Source organism: Alteromonas sp. 4NH20-0056 (assembly GCF_057539655.1).
This window is the reverse complement of sequence record NZ_BAAJLS010000001.1, coordinates 192,660-209,465: the sequence shown is the minus strand read 5'-3', so window position 1 is coordinate 209,465 and position 16,806 is coordinate 192,660. Positions and strand designations below refer to the sequence as shown.

At 44.2% G+C, this 16,806-nt stretch carries 14 protein-coding genes; 11 read left to right on the top strand and 3 right to left on the bottom strand.

Annotated elements, in window-relative coordinates; all coding sequences use genetic code 11:
* The first annotated feature begins 138 nt into the window (after nt 1-138).
* The 3 genes from AC27EZ_RS00940 (at nt 139) to AC27EZ_RS00930 (ending at nt 5,392) form a co-directional block, all read left to right on the top strand.
* The gene (locus AC27EZ_RS00940; protein ID WP_487133518.1) at nt 139-2,979 is read left to right on the top strand and encodes a M16 family metallopeptidase; all 2,841 of its coding nucleotides are present in this window, start codon (nt 139-141) and stop codon (nt 2,977-2,979) included.
* Between the two features lie 106 nt (nt 2,980-3,085).
* Nucleotides 3,086-4,684 (top strand): glutamate--cysteine ligase, encoded by a 1,599-nt coding sequence (gene gshA / locus AC27EZ_RS00935; protein WP_487133517.1) that lies wholly within the window; start codon nt 3,086-3,088, stop codon nt 4,682-4,684.
* 69 nt (nt 4,685-4,753) lie between these two features.
* On the top strand, nt 4,754-5,392 hold the full coding sequence (locus AC27EZ_RS00930) for a transglycosylase SLT domain-containing protein (protein ID WP_487133516.1): 639 nt from the start codon (nt 4,754-4,756) through the stop codon (nt 5,390-5,392).
* Between the two features lie 191 nt (nt 5,393-5,583).
* Here AC27EZ_RS00930 and AC27EZ_RS00925 read toward each other — a convergent pair whose 3' ends face one another.
* The gene (locus AC27EZ_RS00925; RefSeq protein ID WP_487133515.1) at nt 5,584-6,390 is read right to left on the bottom strand and encodes a peptidylprolyl isomerase; all 807 of its coding nucleotides are present in this window, start codon (nt 6,388-6,390) and stop codon (nt 5,584-5,586) included.
* A gap of 206 nt (nt 6,391-6,596) precedes the next feature.
* Here AC27EZ_RS00925 and AC27EZ_RS00920 point away from each other — a divergent pair, with 206 nt between their 5' ends.
* On the top strand, nt 6,597-6,722 hold the full coding sequence (locus AC27EZ_RS00920) for a DUF3149 domain-containing protein (protein WP_487133514.1): 126 nt from the start codon (nt 6,597-6,599) through the stop codon (nt 6,720-6,722).
* A 2-nt stretch (nt 6,723-6,724) separates the two neighbouring features.
* Here AC27EZ_RS00920 and smrB read toward each other — a convergent pair whose 3' ends face one another.
* Nucleotides 6,725-7,321, bottom strand: coding sequence for an endonuclease SmrB (smrB, locus tag AC27EZ_RS00915; RefSeq protein ID WP_487133513.1), 597 nt, complete (start codon nt 7,319-7,321; stop codon nt 6,725-6,727).
* A gap of 87 nt (nt 7,322-7,408) precedes the next feature.
* Here smrB and prmB point away from each other — a divergent pair, with 87 nt between their 5' ends.
* From prmB to AC27EZ_RS00900, 3 genes are all read left to right on the top strand, one after another.
* On the top strand, nt 7,409-8,344 hold the full coding sequence (gene prmB / locus AC27EZ_RS00910) for a 50S ribosomal protein L3 N(5)-glutamine methyltransferase (protein ID WP_487133512.1): 936 nt from the start codon (nt 7,409-7,411) through the stop codon (nt 8,342-8,344).
* A 9-nt stretch (nt 8,345-8,353) separates the two neighbouring features.
* Nucleotides 8,354-9,454, top strand: coding sequence for a chorismate synthase (gene aroC / locus AC27EZ_RS00905; protein ID WP_487133511.1), 1,101 nt, complete (start codon nt 8,354-8,356; stop codon nt 9,452-9,454).
* 72 nt (nt 9,455-9,526) lie between these two features.
* Complete coding sequence (locus tag AC27EZ_RS00900) at nt 9,527-10,687, top strand: MFS transporter (RefSeq protein WP_487133510.1); 1,161 nt, start codon at nt 9,527-9,529, stop codon at nt 10,685-10,687.
* 61 nt (nt 10,688-10,748) lie between these two features.
* Here the strand turns inward: AC27EZ_RS00900 and sodB are convergent, their stop codons facing one another.
* Nucleotides 10,749-11,330, bottom strand: a complete 582-nt coding sequence (gene sodB, locus AC27EZ_RS00895; RefSeq protein ID WP_487133509.1) for a superoxide dismutase [Fe] — start codon at nt 11,328-11,330, stop codon at nt 10,749-10,751.
* 419 nt (nt 11,331-11,749) lie between these two features.
* On the opposite strand from sodB, the gene AC27EZ_RS00890 reads away from it, so the two are divergent.
* From AC27EZ_RS00890 to AC27EZ_RS00875, 4 genes are all read left to right on the top strand, one after another.
* Nucleotides 11,750-12,100: a Grx4 family monothiol glutaredoxin gene (locus tag AC27EZ_RS00890; protein WP_487133508.1), complete on the top strand. Its 351-nt coding sequence runs from the start codon at nt 11,750-11,752 to the stop codon at nt 12,098-12,100.
* Between the two features lie 284 nt (nt 12,101-12,384).
* Nucleotides 12,385-14,970, top strand: coding sequence for a TonB-dependent receptor plug domain-containing protein (locus AC27EZ_RS00885; protein ID WP_487133507.1), 2,586 nt, complete (start codon nt 12,385-12,387; stop codon nt 14,968-14,970).
* Nucleotides 14,971-15,105: 135 nt separating this feature from the next.
* Nucleotides 15,106-15,666, top strand: a complete 561-nt coding sequence (locus tag AC27EZ_RS00880; RefSeq protein ID WP_421134004.1) for an RNA polymerase sigma factor — start codon at nt 15,106-15,108, stop codon at nt 15,664-15,666.
* Between the two features lies 1 nt (nt 15,667).
* Entirely contained in the window at nt 15,668-16,723 is a 1,056-nt protein-coding gene (locus tag AC27EZ_RS00875) for a FecR family protein (protein WP_487133506.1), read from the top strand.
* Nucleotides 16,724-16,806 lie beyond the last annotated feature (83 nt).

Genomic DNA, 16,806 nt, shown 5'->3' with positions numbered 1-16,806 from the left:
TCTAGCTTATACCGCTTTTAGTGTATTTCAGTTACACACAAATTAACACAATCATCGTAAGCTAGAACAAGTAAAGCGTTAAAAAGTCTGTTAATCTTCGGGGAATAGCTTGATTAAGGCAACGTATAAGGAATACCAATGTCAGTAACACTGGCTACACGGGTTGTAGTAGTTTTAAGTACCCTTTTTGTGGTTGGTGCATGTCAACGCATCACAGAACACGAGCAAGTCAGCTCTACCTCGGTAAGCATACCCTACGAGAAGTATACCCTTGCAAATGGGCTAACGGTTATCCTTCATGAGGACCATTCCGATCCACTTGTGCATGTCGACGTTACTTATCATGTCGGTTCCGCGCGGGAAGAAGTAGGAAAGTCAGGCTTTGCTCACTTTTTTGAGCACATGATGTTTCAGGGAACAAAGCATGTGGCTGACGAGCAGCATTTTAAAATCATTACCGAGGCGGGTGGCAACTTAAATGGAACCACTAACACTGACAGAACTAACTACTATGAAACTGTACCTGCCAATCAGCTTGAAAAGGTCTTGTGGCTAGAGTCTGATCGTATGGGGTTCTTGCTCGATGCTGTTAATCAAGACAAGTTTGAAAATCAGCGCGAGACGGTAAAGAACGAGCGAGCCCAACGCGTCGATAATCAACCCTATGCGCTTCGATTCGAGCTTATAGGCGAAGCATTATATCCTGAGGGACATCCATACTCTTGGTTAACCATTGGATATGTTGAAGACTTAGATAGAGTGAATGTAAGCGACCTTAAAGCATTCTTTACCCGTTGGTATGGGCCTAATAATGCAGTATTGACCATTGGTGGTGATATCGACGTTGCCGAAACCAAGGCATGGATAGACCAATATTTTGGTGGGATACCGACGGGGCCTGAAGTAAAACAACCCGAGCCCCAACCGGTTACATTAGACGAAACACGTTACCTTACTCTTGAAGACAAGGTACATTTACCGTTGCTTCAAATGACATTTCCAACCGTTTATGCGCGCCACCCTGACGAAGCCCCCCTTGACGTACTATCAGATATATTAGGTGGCGGGAAGACGTCGCTTTTCTATAAGAATTTAGTGAAAGAGGGAATGGCAGTACAGGCTGCGGTGTCACACCCATGTCGTGAGTTAGCTTGCGAGTTTCAGCTGCTAGCGCTTGCCAACCCTGAAAAGGTTACGTCGCTAAGTGAGCTCCAAGGTGCAATAGAAAAGACCCTTGAAGAATTTGAAAGCCGAGGCGTCACGGAAGATGACATTACACGAACAAAAGCAAGTATTGAGGCATCAACCGTATATGGTCTGCAAAGTGTATCAGGGAAGGTATCTGCCCTTGCGGCAAACGAGACGTTTCATGGTACCCCTGATTTAGTGGCAGAGGATATCGCACGCTACAATGCGGTAACGGCAGAAGATATTATGCGCGTTTACCATCAATACGTAAAAAATAAGCACAGTATTGTGTTGAGTGTTGTTCCTAAAGGGCAGCCAGAGTTAGCGTCTAAAGCACCTACGTTTGAACGCCCGGAAAGAACCATTGAACATATTGAACATGCTGAGAGTGAATATAGTGCCTCTGTTGCCTCAGATTTCGATAGAACGATTATGCCGAAAGCGGGGCCAGCGCCTGTCGTTAAAGTCCCCGACTTTTGGGAAGCTAGTCTTGAAAATGGCATGCCAGTTCTCGGTATTACCACCAACGAAACGCCAACGGTAACGTTAAGCATCAGTATGGACGGTGGTATGTTATTAGATCCTAAAGGAAAAGCGGGAACGGCTTACTTGACGGGTTTAATGATGAATGAAGCAACGGTTAATTACAGTAACGAAGCGTTGGCGAATGAACTGGCGAAACTAGGTAGCGCTATAAGCATTAGTGCCTCGGGCCGTTACACGCAAGTTTATGTCTCATCGCTAACAAAGCATATTGAACCGACGATGGCCTTGCTTAAAGAGAAATTGTTTAACCCCGCATTCAACGACAATGATTTCGTACGCATGAAAGAGCGCGTTATACAAGGTTTACAGCAACAGGCGAAAACGCCGTCGAGTTTAGCAAGACGAGCACGCGATCTTATTCTTTTTGGAGAAGATAATCGGGTGAGCTTGCCTGATGAGGGGACACTTGCGTCAGTTCAACAAATTACCTTAGAGGATGTTAAAACATTTTACGCCAAATACTATTCTCCAAAGAAAGCCAGTGCCGTTATTGTAGGCAGTCTAGATAAAACTAAGGCAACGGCTATGCTAGACTTTATTGGGCAATGGAAAGGAGACGATTATGCGTTTCCAGAGTATGCGCCTTTTCCGGAATACAAAGATAACACCTTGTATGTAGTCGATAGCCCTGACGCGGTTCAGTCAGTTGTTTACATTGTTCAGCGTTCATTACCTTTTGATGTTACTGGGGACCACTTTAGAACACGTTTAATGAATTTCCCCTTAGGTGGCGGGTTTAATAGCCGAATAAACCTTAACTTACGAGAAGATAAGGGTATTACATACGGCGCCAACAGTGGCTTTCTTGGAGGAAAAACGCTGGGGTGGTTTGAAGTCAGTACGGACTTGACCGCAGAACATACCGCAAAAGGCATCAGCGAAATTTTTAACGAAATGCAGCAGTATATTGACCAAGGTGTTAGCGATGATGAATTGCGCTTTATGCGAAATGCATTTACGTTAGGCGATGCGTTAGAGTTTGAAACACCTCGAAGTAAAGCACGGTTTTTACGTCAATTGCATAGTTACGATTTGGAAAAAGAATATCGCGACGAGCAACTTAACATTATCCGAGATATATCGATTGAGGAAATCAATGCGCTGGCAGCGACCTATTTGCAAACTGATACTATGCAAATAATCGTGGTAGGGGATTACTCGGCCATCGAAGGGCAGCTCAAATCATTGAACATGCCAATTGTTTCGCTATCGATAACTACAAACGAAAGAAAGGCGCTTAACTGATTGGTTGGCGCGCGACCTTGGGCGTTTGATAATCGCCCGTGTGTGACTTGAATTTAGCTACTTGCTCCCCATAACGAGGGGAACAATCTTTCCATGGAAATAAATTTTGACCGTAGAATCAATAAGTCTAAAACAGCGCATTGATGCGCTTAAATCGCCCGAGTTTCTCACTGCGCTTAAAGATATAAAGCGTGGCGTTGAAAGAGAGGCCCTGCGAATCAAGCCATCAGGTGCTTTAGCGCAGACTCCGCACCCTCAGGCGTTAGGATCGGCATTAACGCACGATTGCATCACAACAGACTTTTCAGAATCATTGTTAGAGTTTATAACACCACCGGAAAATGCATCTTCAAAAACGATTTCACAGTTAGAAGACATTCATCGCTATGTTATTGAGAATATAGGCGATGAAAAAATCTGGCCAATGAGTATGCCGTGCTTTATTGAAGATGAAGCTGATATTCCTATTGCTTATTTTGGCGAGTCGAACGTGGGTAAAATGAAACGTGTTTACCGAATAGGGCTTAAAAATCGCTATGGCAGTATGATGCAAGCGATAGCCGGCGTGCATTTTAACTTTTCATTTCCAGATACCTTTTGGAAGCAATGGGCGTTGTTACACGGCAACACACACAGTCAGGACCAAACATCAGCGGACTATTTCGCGCTTATTCGGAACTATCGTCGTTTTTGTTGGCTTATTCCCTTCTTATATGGCGCTTCGCCCGCGTTATGTGGTTCTTTTTTAACCGGCAAAGAACATGCGCTTCCATTTAAAAAAGTGGGTAAAGGCACGTACTATATGGAGTACGCTACGTCGTTGAGAATGAGCGACTTGGGGTATACCAGTGCTGAACAATCTTCTCTTAAAATTTGTTATAACCAGCTTGATAACTATGTTCGGTTGCTGCGTGGTGCAATGGAGACGCCGTCGGCGCGCTTTGAAAGCTTTGCTGCAGGAGAAGGTGGGCATTACCAACAGTTAAGCAAAAATATTCTGCAAATTGAAAACGAGTTGTACTCACCTATTCGCCCTAAGCAGCCGACAAAGTCAATGGAAAAACCAACCGATGCATTGGTACGACGAGGGATAAGCTATATCGAAGTGCGTGCACTTGACGTAAACCCATTTTCTTCGATTGGTATTACGCAAACCCAATTCGACTTTCTCGATGTGTTTCTACTTTCCTGTTTACTTATGCCAAGTAGCGACTTGGATGAGGCACAACTTAATGAAGCAAAAGACAACATGAATCGTGTTGTGCTTGAGGGAAGAAATCCCGAGCTTATGTTATCCTCGAATGCAGATATGATTAGTATGCGAGATTGGTGCACATCGTTATTCGACACCTTTACTGAGGTGGCTGAACTGCTTGACCTTGCCAATGAGACAACGCGCTACTCTGATGCAGTAAATATTGAGCGAGAAAAAGTGAATAACCCGTCGTTAACGCCATCAGGCAAAATAATGGACGCATTGTTAAAAGATAACAAAGACAATGGAGTCTTGGGGTTAGAACTTGCTGAGCACTATCAATCACAAATGAAGAGTGTGGAATATCGGTACACTACTGCCAATGAATTCGCGGATGCAGCACAGCGCTCTTTACAAGCCCAGCAAGACATTGAAACAGCTGATACCAAGGACTTCGACACGTTTATAAAAACGTATTTCTCTGAGCCTCCGGCAAAAAAAAATGCCTAACATAATGTTAGGCATAGAAGGGGTTCCAGGGAAACACACATTTTACTAGAACTATATGTAAGACACCGTATGAATCAAAAGTTCAAAAAATTGTTTATTTTTTTATCAAGTTTGGTCGTCCTGTTTCCGCTATTCATCTCAGGGTGTGCAACCACGCCGCCTAAAAATAGCAGCAATTTGTGTGAAATATTTTACGAAAAAGAGGACTGGTATGACGCAGCAGCCGATGCCAGAGATAAGTGGGGCGTTCCGATACATGTACCCATGGCCATGATGTATCAGGAAAGTTCATTTAGACATGATGCATTACCGCCACGAGATTACGTGTTTTTTGGTCTCGTACCGTGGGGGCGCGTAAGCTCTGCGTATGGATACTCACAGGCCAAAACCCCCACGTGGGAAGATTACATGCGTGAAACTGATAACAGTGGCGCTGACCGCGATGACTTCGACGATGCTATCGATTTTATGGGCTGGTTTATCTATAAAACCCAAAAAGTAAATGGTATTTCAAAATGGGATGCTTACGCGCAATATCTTAACTATCACGAAGGATGGGGCGGCTATAAGCGACGTTCGTACGATAGAAAGCCATGGTTAAAAAAGGTAGCGGCTAAAGTTAAGGCCCGATCCCTTCGTTATGCTAATCAGCTAAAAACATGCGAAGAAGACCTTCAAAAAGGCTGGTTCATGAAGTTGTTTACTTAACATGAACTTGAGATAAAAAAAGGGAGTAGACGATTGTCTACTCCCTTAGCGACGCTAAACCAAGACCGAATTTCGCTCAACGTCGAACAGGCAGGAACAACTTTATTGCAAATGAGAATTATTTGCAATAACTATTTTGCTTTATTTCGATTCATTTTTTTCTGTGAGCAATATTTCGGTCTACACACCTACTACCGGCGTGATAGTTTTGTTTTTCGTGAAGACAAACGTCTACCCACACTGATTAAACCAAGGCCTAACAGAAACAGCACGTTTATCGCGCCACCGCCACTGCTGCCTGTCGAAGGCTGTGTAGGAGGTTGAGCATCTATTAAGGTATTGGGCGTAGGATTCAAATCAGGGTTTGTAACCGTTGCACTGTCAATAACAACAATATCAGTAATAATCACTACGTTGTCGTCATCTGGTACAACACCGTTGCCGGCATCTGCTGCGGAGTAATCTCGAAGTGGTATTTCTTCAAAAGGTGCGCCGAAGTTGAATCGTGGTAGGTCTGCGATACGCTCGACTACCTCCATTCCGTCTCCGATCACTTGGCCGAAAACACTAAAGCCACCATTTTGAACATCTAGATTCGCGGAGTTATCGCCCAGATTTACAAAAAATTGAGAGGTTGCGCTGTCAGGGTTCCCTCCTATTTTTGCCATGGCAATCGTACCGCGAACGTTTGAGAGTTCGGGCTCGTTACTTACCGCTAAGCCTGTGTTGATGGGCTCTGGAGGAAAAGCACCGTTATAAGCAAACCCGCCCATTTGTATCACAAAGTTAGTTGCACTGCGGTGAACCGTATTATTGGCATACGCACCTGAATTCACATACTCCAAAAAATTCTCAACCGTTTGAGGTGTCGCTTCGTCGAATAGGTTTACCTGAAAGTCACCTTCTACAGTGCGTACTTCGACTACTGTGGCGTACGTTGATGTCGAGAGCGTTGCGATGCAAAGCAGTAATGCCGCTTTATAGTTATGTCGGTTCAAGCTTTTATACCTTCGAAAATAAAAGAAAAAGGATATCCCACGAGTAAATTGAAAGCTAGCCTATGTTGTAACTGTCCAGAGTTATTGATTCAGATCAATGTACAGCACACAGACGCTATAGCGCATGAAGAGAGTTGATCTAGATCATAGCTGTCATCACACCGTTATTTAAAATACGTATATAGATTTTAATGAGGAGCATGATTATGTTTTGGACTATGTTAAAAGATCCTGTGGTATGGGGCTCACTGTTTGGTATTTTTATTATCGTTGCGATGATGGGGTATTACACTTACCTGTTTATGCACAACAGCGCAGACCTAGAGAAGTAGCATTATTGTTTGTCAAAAGGTGAGGGCACGTCGACAAGTACAAGAAGTGCCGCCTGTCCTCCATATTCTAATGGTGCTTGATGAAAGGCATTGACGCTAGGATGCTGAACGAGGTAATGCGGTAATGCGTTTTTCAACACACCTTGACCAAATCCATGCATTATTGACACACAATGTATCGACTCTTTCTTAGCGGCATAAAGTAGCGCTGAAATTTCCTGCTTTGCTAACTCTCGCGTTAAACCATGTAAATCGAGCATGAGTTCGGGAGAGTAGTCGCCCCGTCGAAGTTGCTTCAATACATGTGTTGGCACACCGTCTCGACAATAGCGCACCGGGCCTTCATTTGGCAGTGCGGCTTGATACATATCGGAAAACGTAAACGTCGCAGACACTTGCTTGCTTCGCGTTAGCCCGCTCGATGCTGCTTTATGCTTCTTTTTATTCAGTTCGACACGTTTATTGGGGAGAACTTTGTCTTGAACAAGTGGCTTTACCCCTTTCATCGCATCAGCAAACGAGAAGCGCTCTTCCTGTATCTCAGGTTCACTCGTGCTTCGCGTTTTCATGGCTTTTAGTTCTTTTTTAAATGCTTTCATTCTTAACCGATATGCAAATTAACGTGGGCGCAGAGGCATTCTTTGGGTATGATACCAGTTTTATAATTCTCGATGTACCCAAACCCCATGACGGACAAATTTTATCTAGAAGAAGCGATTGAAGACCTTCAATCATTACGCGACATGATTCGTTGGGCAACCAGCCGTTTTAACGATGCGGGTCTTTATTTTGGTCATGGTACCGATAACGCTTGGGATGAAAGCATCAGTTTGGTTATGCAGGCGCTTCATCTTTCTCACCCTATCCTTGAACACGTTGGTGAGAGCTTACTTGACGCCAAACTGACTAAAAGTGAACGAGAGAAAGTCGCCGAACTTGTACTTAAACGCGTTCAAACACGAATGCCACTTCCGTATATTACAAATGAAGCATGGTTTTGTGGTATGCCGTTTTATGTTGATGAAAGGGTGCTGATCCCTCGCTCTCCATTCGCAGAGCTAATTCAAAACGAGTTTGCTCCTTTCGTAAATGAAGCGCCAGCTCACATTTTGGATATGTGTACCGGCGGCGGATGTATCGCTATTGCCCTCGCACATGCCTACCCAGACGCACAAGTCGATGCCGTTGATATTAGTACCGATGCATTGGAAGTGGCCGATATTAACATTCAAGAACATCAATTAAGTCATCGCGTATACCCTATACATTCTGACCTTTTCACTAATTTAAAAGGCCAGCGGTACGATCTAATTGTGTCAAATCCTCCTTATGTCGATGCGGAAGATATGGCGGATTTACCTGATGAATATCATCACGAACCTGAGCTTGCATTGGCAGCAGGGGATGATGGCTTAATCTTAGTAGAAACCATGCTTCGTGAGGCTCCGAATTACCTAAGTGACGAAGGGTGGTTATTTGTCGAAGTGGGAAACAGCGAAGTGCATATGGAAACAAGGTTTCCAGCGTTAGCAGTAACATGGCTGAGCTTTGAAAATGGCGGCCAAGGTATTTTTGCTGTGAACAAAGCCACGTTAGTAGAATATTTTACCAGTAAGGAATAGCAATACATTATGTCTGGCAATAGCTTCGGAAAACTTTTTACGGTAACTACGTTTGGTGAGAGCCATGGTATAGCCATTGGTGGTGTGGTCGATGGATGCCCTCCGGGCTTAACATTAAGCGCGTCTGATTTGCAGGGCGACTTAGATAGACGCAAACCTGGCACCTCACGTTATACAACCGCGCGTCGCGAAGATGATGAAGTACAGATATTGTCTGGCGTGTTTGAAGGGAAAACGACAGGAACAAGCATTGGTTTGCTTATTAAGAATAAAGACCAGCGCAGCCAAGACTACTCCAATATTGCAGACAGATTTCGTCCCGGGCATGCAGATTACACGTATGACCAAAAATACGGTGTGCGAGACTATCGTGGCGGTGGCCGCTCGTCTGCGCGTGAAACCGCTATTCGTGTTGCAGCAGGCGGTATTGCAAAGAAATACCTAAAAGAAACACATGGAATAGAAGTCCTCGGCTATTTATCTGAACTTGGGCCAATAAAAGCAGAAAACATTGACCATGCAATTACTAACACGAACCCCTTCTTTTGCCCTGATGAGAGCAAACTTGAAGCACTCGATGAATACATGCGCGATCTGAAAAAGTCAGGTGACAGCATCGGTGCGAAAGTGTCAGTGGTGGTGAAGAATATGCCGGTTGGCCTCGGTGAACCCGTATTTGACAGGTTAGATGCTGACATTGCACATGCCATGATGGGAATTAACGCGGTCAAAGGTGTTGAGCTTGGAGACGGCTTTGATGTCATTAACCAAAAAGGCAGTGAGCATAGAGACACGCTCAGCCCTGACGGCTTTATGACAAACCATGCTGGTGGTGTCTTAGGAGGGATTTCTACCGGCCAAGACTTGATTTGTCACATGGCGCTAAAGCCAACCTCTAGCATATCAGTGCCAGGCAAAACCATAAACACGCAAGGCGAAGAAATAGAGATCGTAACAAAAGGGCGCCATGACCCATGTGTCGGTATTCGCGCAGTACCTATCGCAGAAGCAATGATGGCCATCGTTTTGATGGATCACTTACTGCGCCACAGAGCACAGAACGCCAATGTATCATCAGCTACGCCGCTGATCCCAGGTCACGTAGACTAACGTCAAATAACCATCTAATAATGAATGCCACTGCTTATCAAGCAGTGGCTTTTTTGCATACGGAGCTGTGCGTTGTCACTAAACACGAATAAATCACTTTTCATTCTAGCCATTACGTACTGGCTTTACTTCGGTCAGCTGGGTGTTTTAGTCCCGTATCTCGGCATTTTCTTAGATGGTCGCGGTTTTTCTTCCGCTGAAATCGGTGAGTTGTTTGCCGTTATTACACTAGCCCGTATCTTGGGGCCGGGGATGTGGGCCAGTATTGCAGACAAGAGTGGGAACGCTGTTGGTGTGTTACGTCTGGGCACCTTACTTACTGTACTCACATTCAGTTCAGTCTTCTTTTTTGACAGCTTTTGGGGGCTTACCCTGTCGTTTGGTTTAATGATGATGTTTTGGACAGCAGTCTTACCTCAATTAGAGGTGATCACTATGCAGTCGGTCAAAAACACGGCGTTTAATTATGGTCAAATAAGGCTTTGGGGAAGTGTTGGTTTCATTTGTTTAACGGTTGGAGTTGGCAAAGCATTAGACTATTACCCAACAGACACGCCTATTTATGTCAGTGTTGGTGTGTTGGCACTACTGTTTATTAGTGCGCTTTTTATCACGGCGCCAACAATCAAGCCCGATGTCGAAGAAAGCATTGGTAGCATTTGGAAATATGCAAAACAAAAGCCATTTGCCGTGTTCATTTTCGCATCGGTATGCCTACAAATTAGCTTTGGTGCATTTTATGGCTTCTTTGCGCTCTATATGAGGGATTTAGGCTACAGCGGTCAGCAAACAGGGCTATTTATCGCGTTGGGCGTGTTGGCTGAAGTAGGTATATTTTTACTGGCCAATCGGCTTATTGGACGGTTTGGTGTATGGAATTTACTTTTTGTTAGTCTCATGCTTACCTCCTTAAGATGGTATGCAATGGCTGCGTATCCCCATTTTGCGTCGGTGATTATTCTTAGCCAATTAATACATGCGTTAAGCTTTGGTTTAACACACGCAGTGTCAGTACACTTTATTCATCAACACTTACCCAAGGCATTTCACAGCAGGGGGCAGGCAGTCTATATTAGCGTCGCCTTTGGATTTGGAGGTGCATTTGGCAACTACATGGCAGGCCAGCAGTGGGCGCAAGGCACTAACGCTTACGAGACGTTCCTTACCGCAGCCATTTTTTCGGCTGTTGGCGGGGTATCTCTTCTATTGTGCTCAAAGAAGTCGATGGAATAATTTTTACGCATAAAAAAGCCCGCGAGAGCGGGCTTTTTTATATTAGTCTATTCAACCTTGCTTATGCAAAGTTGCTGCTAGCGAATTCCCAGTTTGCTAGTGCCCAGAAGTTCTCTAGGTACTTAGGACGCGCATTACGGTAATCGATGTAGTAAGCGTGTTCCCACAAGTCAACAGTAAGTACTGGCGTTAGATCGTCACCAGAAATTGGCGTTTCCGCATTACTTGTGTTCACGATGTCCAAGCTACCGTCGGCTGTTTTCACTAACCATGTCCAGCTTGAGCCAAAGTTATTCACTGCTTTGTCGTTGAACGCTGCTTGGAAGTCTGCGAACGAGCCCCATTTAGCATTAATTGCATCTGCAAGCGCGCCAGATGGTTCACCGCCGCCATTTGGCGATAGGCAGTGCCAGTAGAATGTGTGGTTCCAGACTTGCGCTGCGTTGTTGAAAACGCCACCTTCAGAAGCTTTGATAATTTCTTCTAGGCTTTTGCTTTCCATATCCGTACCTTCAACTAAGCCGTTTAACTTAGTGACGTACGTTGCGTGATGTTTGCCGTAGTGATACTCCAACGTCTCTGCAGAGATATGCGGTTCAAGAGCATTTTTTTCGTAAGGTAGTGCTGGTAGTTCAAAAGCCATGACGGTCTCCATGATTGCTAAATATGTATTACTAAGATTAATTCGCACGAAGCCTGTTCAGTTTCCGTGCAAATTAATAATAAATTCTTTCAAGCGCGTCCTATCATAACAAACGCACAGCTAAGATATAGGGGTTAATTCCCATAACTCAATGACAAATTTATGAATAATAGTCTTGGGTAGGCCTACAAGGCATGACCAACGAGAACTAAAATTAAATTTACTTTACATAGGGTTGTTAGTAGAAGGGCTGCATTTAAGATCACTCAATATACGTCATAATCTCAAACTATTTTAGGTGGTAAGACAATACTTATGAATTTAAAGACCGAATAGCAATCTTTATGCTACCGTACACCTTGAATTTTTTATTGTATGTTCCCATTTAGCTACCATACTTTTTGTGCCGAGAGGATCCTATGGACAATACTGAAAACCAATCAACGTTAGACCGCATCAAAGAACAAATTGGTGAAAACCCAATTCTTCTTTATATGAAGGGCTCACCTAAGCTACCTAGTTGTGGCTTCTCTTCTCAGGCGTCGCAAGCATTGATGTCATGTGGCGAACCTTTTGCCTACGTTGATATTCTTCAAAACCCTGACATAAGAGCTGAATTGCCTAAATATGCAAACTGGCCAACGTTTCCTCAGCTTTGGGTTGATGGCGAACTTGTTGGAGGTTGTGACATTATTATTGAGATGTTCCAACAAAACGAACTACAGCCTTTAATTAAAGAAACGGCTGAAAAGTACAAAGAAGAAGAATAAGATTAAAAAGCCGGTTTTTAACCGGCTTTTTTAATTGCTATTGCCCGAATAGGCGACGTTTTCATTCCCACCATTAAGTATTAGACAAGCCAAAAAACGAAATCCTCTACGCGCTAAAAATATATTTTTATTTTCCCAAAAATCGTTTGTTTTTGAGTATCTTACCGTCTATAAAAACGGGGTGCTGACAACCATTTAGTCAGTGTTGAAGGTAAAAAATAAACTAATCTCTACCCTATTTGCGCTTGCCGTAGAAAGCCAAAGAGAAAACCCGGGAAACCATTATGAATACATCCTTGTCGTTACTTACCAAACACGTTAGAGGCGTGTTAGCGGTATCTGCAGCTATGTCTGCTATCGCTGTTGCGCCTGTTCATGCTCAAGAAGCAGAAGAAGTTAAGAAAGAAAATATTGAACAAATCGCGGTCGTAGGCTCGCGTGCAGCGCCTCGTTCCGTTGCCGATTCTGCGGTACCCATCGATATTATTTCCGATGAAGAATTCAAGCAGCAAGGTTCCACTGACATGGTATCTATGTTGCAAACGGTGGTTCCGTCTTTTAACGTGAACGATCAGCCTATCAATGACGCATCAACGCTAGTACGTCCGGCTAACCTTCGTGGTATGGCATCGGATCATACCCTTGTACTTGTCAATGGTAAGCGTCGTCATCGCTCTGCGGTTATCACGTTTTTAGGTGGTGGTCTTTCTGACGGTGCTCAGGGGCCAGATATCTCTGTAATACCAGCGTCAGCACTGAAGCAAGTAGAAGTATTGCGTGACGGTGCAGCAGCACAGTACGGCTCTGATGCTATTGCCGGGGTAATTAACTTTGTATTGAGCGATGCGTCTGAAGGCGGCATGTTTGAAGCTCGTTACGGTTCGTTTTATGAAGGTGATGGCGATATGATCCAACTATCAGGTAACGTGGGGCTTCCGTTATCTGAAAATGGATTTTTAAACCTTTCCGCAGAATACCGTACAGCAGACGATACCTCTCGTAGTATTCAGCGTGCCGATGCCGCTGGCCTTATTGCAGCTGGTAATACGTTTGTGGCAGATCCTGCTCAAGTATGGGGTTCACCTGAAATTAAGCACGACATTAAATTGTTTGCTAACGCGGGTATCACTCTCTCAAATTCGTCTGAGGCCTACATGTTTGGTAACTATGCTGAACGTGAAGTGGAAGGCGGGTTCTACTATCGTAACCCTCACAATCGCGGTGGCGTAAATGACGGTGGCGTAAATGATGCGGGTGAGCAATTATTACTTGTGGGTGACTTAACCGGCGACATGTCTGGTAACTGCCCGACAGATATTGCAGTGGGTGCTAATGTGCTACAAAACCCACGCTACATTAATGAAGTTGCAAATAACCCAGATTGCTTCGCGTTTAACGAAATTCTGCCAGGTGGGTTTACGCCGCGCTTTGGCGGCACAGTAACCGACATGTCATTGGTATTCGGTACAAAAGGCGAGTTGGATAACGACATCACTTATGACGTAAGCTTAAACTTAGGTCAAAACGAAGTTGATTTTTCAATCAGCAACACTATCAACCCATCACTTGGCCCAGATACGCCGTTCGAGTTCAGCCCAGGTCGCTATACGCAATCAGAGCAAACACTTGACGTCGACTTCACTAAGCCATTTGACGTTGGTTTATACGAGCCGCTGTTCGTGGCAGCAGGTTTCCAATATCGTAACGAAAGTTATGAAAGCTTTGCAGGTGATACTGCGTCTTATGAAATAGGTCCGCTGGCGACACAGGGTTTTGGCATTGGCTCTAATGGTTTCCCTGGCTTGGCAGCCAATAGCCAAGGCCGTGTGTCCCGCAACAACATTGCTATGTACATCGATGCAGAGGCATATATCACTGAAACCTTCATGCTTGCCGGTGCGTTACGTTATGAAGATTTCTCTGACTTTGGTAATACAACGAAAGGAAAGATTGCATTTCGTTGGCAAGCGTTTGAGGACATTGCGTTTCGTGGTGCATTCTCAACAGGCTTTAAAGCGCCTACGCTTGGACAAAGTAATGTACGTAACGTAACGACTGCGTTTGGTACAGGTGGTCAGCTAATCGACCGTGCAACATTACCGCCAACTGATCCAGTATCTCAACTTAAAGGTGGGCAACAGCTTACACCTGAAGAGTCAGAAAGTATCACATTTGGTGTGGTAGCCAACTTTGATAATGGTTTGTTCATTACCGCTGACTATTACAACATTGAGCTTACTGACCGTATCAGTACAGCTTCTGGTATTGCGTTAACTGACGAAGATATTGCCATTTTGCTTGCGCAAGGTATTAACGATGCGTCTAGCTTCTCTGAAATCAGCTTCTTTACGAATGATTTTGACACCACAACGGAAGGTGTAGATGTGGTCGCTAACTACAGCATGGAAATGCTGGGTGGTGATACTAAGTTCTCGTTAGCTTATAACTGGACTTCAACGGAGGTTGACCGCTCATCAGACAACATCTCTGATTTCCGTATTCGCATGTTAGAAGACAACCTTCCTGCGGTACGTTACAGCGCAACGGCGAATCACACTAATGGTGAATGGCGTTTCTTAGCGCGCATGAACTATTTCGGTAGCATTTTTGAAGATCACTTAGATTCAGCGTTACCAATCGAAGAAGTGGGTTCTGAAATCACGTTCGACTTTGAAGTGGCTTATAACTTCACAGAAGAATTTACCGTGACATTAGGTGCGAAGAACGCCTTCGATGAATATCCTGACGAAAACAATACTGACGCGGGTGGTATCACCTATGCACAGATTGCTGGTTCAGCATATCCAACAACGGCGCCTATCGGCATCAATGGTGGCTTCTACTACTTAAGAGGCGTTTATACCTTCTAAGGCGTAAATCAGATACAGGGGGCAGCCGCCCCCTTTATTTCGTTGAGAACAATGAAAAATGGTGCAACCAATGACGTTTGTTGGCACACTGAATGCGTTAAATGTAATTAATTTGAAACAGTCAAAAATAAAAATATGAACCAAAAGTCGACACTAGCTGATACCTTCGTAAAATACCGCGCAAAATTAATGCGTACGGTAGGGGCTATTGTTGGTAAGGACGATATTGAAGATATCGTTCAAGAAGCATTTATCAAAAGTTATGAAGCTGAGTTAAAACAAGAAATACAGTACGAGCGTACTTACATGCTGAAAACGGCAAAGAATTTAGCGCTCAATCATATCGCCAAAGCAGAATACAAAAATAGCCAACAGGTTGATGATATGGATTTCTTACCGCACGAATTGGTGGGGTATAGCTTAGAAAAGAATGTTGAAAGCAAAGAACGTTTTATCCATTTCTGCAGAGCAACTGATACGCTTTCTGCAGACGTTAAACGGGTGTTTTTGCTTAAAAAGGTATACGGCATGCGCCAAAAAGATATAGCTGAGCTGGTGGGGCTGAGCGAAAGTACTGTCGAAAAGCATGTCGCCAAAGGCTTAATGCTGTGCTCTAAATATTTAGCAGAGCTTTCTAACGATGAGACGTCCGCCCGTCCGTCACGTGTAGCGACCCAGGACCGAAATCGTAGTTAACATGAATAATATTCGTCAGTTTTCAAGTAAAGAGGACATCCAAGAGCAAGCATGCTTGTGGATAAGCCGTCTTGATCGCAGTCTGAGCGATGAAGAGCATGTGCAATTAAATGCATGGTTAAAGGAAAGCAAAGCTCATGAGAAAGCGCTTTTAGAGGCGGCAAGCTTGTGGGACGACATGTCGGTGCTAAATGAATTAAGCGGCCTATTTCCTCGTAATGCCGATACATCGCCGCACCTACATCGCGCTCAGCGCACACGAGCTAAGTGGAGTATTGCTGCAGCGTTTCTCGTTATGACGATTGCAGTGGGTATTGTTGTTGACAGAGCCTGGCTTGGTGCTGCCCCTGAGTATGTTCAGATAACCGACAAAGTGCAAACTGGCATTGGTGAGCAAAAGAACGTCGTGCTTGCCGATGGTTCAACGCTACATTTAAATACCAATTCTATTGTTACGGTAAATTTCTCAGAAGATGCGCGAAATATCGTGCTTCTTAGAGGCGAAGCGCACTTTGATGTAGCTCATGACACATCACGTCCGTTTTCCGTTACGGCGGGTAACAATACGGTTACCGCGGTAGGGACTGCATTTAATATGCAGTATGTTGATGATAACGCGTTTGAACTTGTTGTTACTGACGGTAAAGTATTGGTAAAAGATAGGTTTAACGCCTTCCAATCTAATTCATCATTATTTAGCAGTAAGCCTATAGCGGAAGAGGGCTTACTTATGTTTGCTGGCGAAAAAGCCACAGTAAAAGGCGATGTTGAAGCGCGTAAAAACTTAACGCAGAATGATATCGACGATGACCTGGCATGGCAGCAAGGCATGATTGTATTTAAGGGTGAACCGCTTGAAACCGTATTGGCTGAAATAGGCCGGTATACCCCGGTTAGGTTTACGATTACCGAAGAAGCATTACGTCAGCGCAGAGTCGCAGGATATTTCAAGGTGGGCGATATAGACGGCCTGTTGTCAGCGCTGAAAAACAGTTTCAACGTTGATTACAAAAAGGTGACTGACTCTAATGTTCAGTTATCTATCGCCAAAGGGTAGATACATATAGATACAACGCGCTAGGGCTGCTAATTACTTGGCAGCACCTTCGTTAATATGACAGTATAGAAAAATTATAATAA

What these genes read in the sequence shown, in the direction of transcription:
- AC27EZ_RS00940 (WP_487133518.1), top strand. Translation starts at nt 139, where the DNA reads ATGTCAGTAACACTGGCTACACGGGTTGTAGTAGTTTTAAGTACCCTT.
- AC27EZ_RS00930 (WP_487133516.1), top strand. Translation starts at nt 4,754, where the DNA reads ATGAATCAAAAGTTCAAAAAATTGTTTATTTTTTTATCAAGTTTGGTC.
- AC27EZ_RS00920 (WP_487133514.1), top strand. Translation starts at nt 6,597, where the DNA reads ATGTTTTGGACTATGTTAAAAGATCCTGTGGTATGGGGCTCACTGTTT.
- smrB (WP_487133513.1), bottom strand. Translation starts at nt 7,321, where the DNA reads ATGAAAGCATTTAAAAAAGAACTAAAAGCCATGAAAACGCGAAGCACG.
- prmB (WP_487133512.1), top strand. Translation starts at nt 7,409, where the DNA reads ATGACGGACAAATTTTATCTAGAAGAAGCGATTGAAGACCTTCAATCA.
- aroC (WP_487133511.1), top strand. Translation starts at nt 8,354, where the DNA reads ATGTCTGGCAATAGCTTCGGAAAACTTTTTACGGTAACTACGTTTGGT.
- sodB (WP_487133509.1), bottom strand. Translation starts at nt 11,330, where the DNA reads ATGGCTTTTGAACTACCAGCACTACCTTACGAAAAAAATGCTCTTGAA.
- AC27EZ_RS00890 (WP_487133508.1), top strand. Translation starts at nt 11,750, where the DNA reads ATGGACAATACTGAAAACCAATCAACGTTAGACCGCATCAAAGAACAA.
- AC27EZ_RS00885 (WP_487133507.1), top strand. Translation starts at nt 12,385, where the DNA reads ATGAATACATCCTTGTCGTTACTTACCAAACACGTTAGAGGCGTGTTA.
- AC27EZ_RS00880 (WP_421134004.1), top strand. Translation starts at nt 15,106, where the DNA reads ATGAACCAAAAGTCGACACTAGCTGATACCTTCGTAAAATACCGCGCA.
- AC27EZ_RS00875 (WP_487133506.1), top strand. Translation starts at nt 15,668, where the DNA reads ATGAATAATATTCGTCAGTTTTCAAGTAAAGAGGACATCCAAGAGCAA.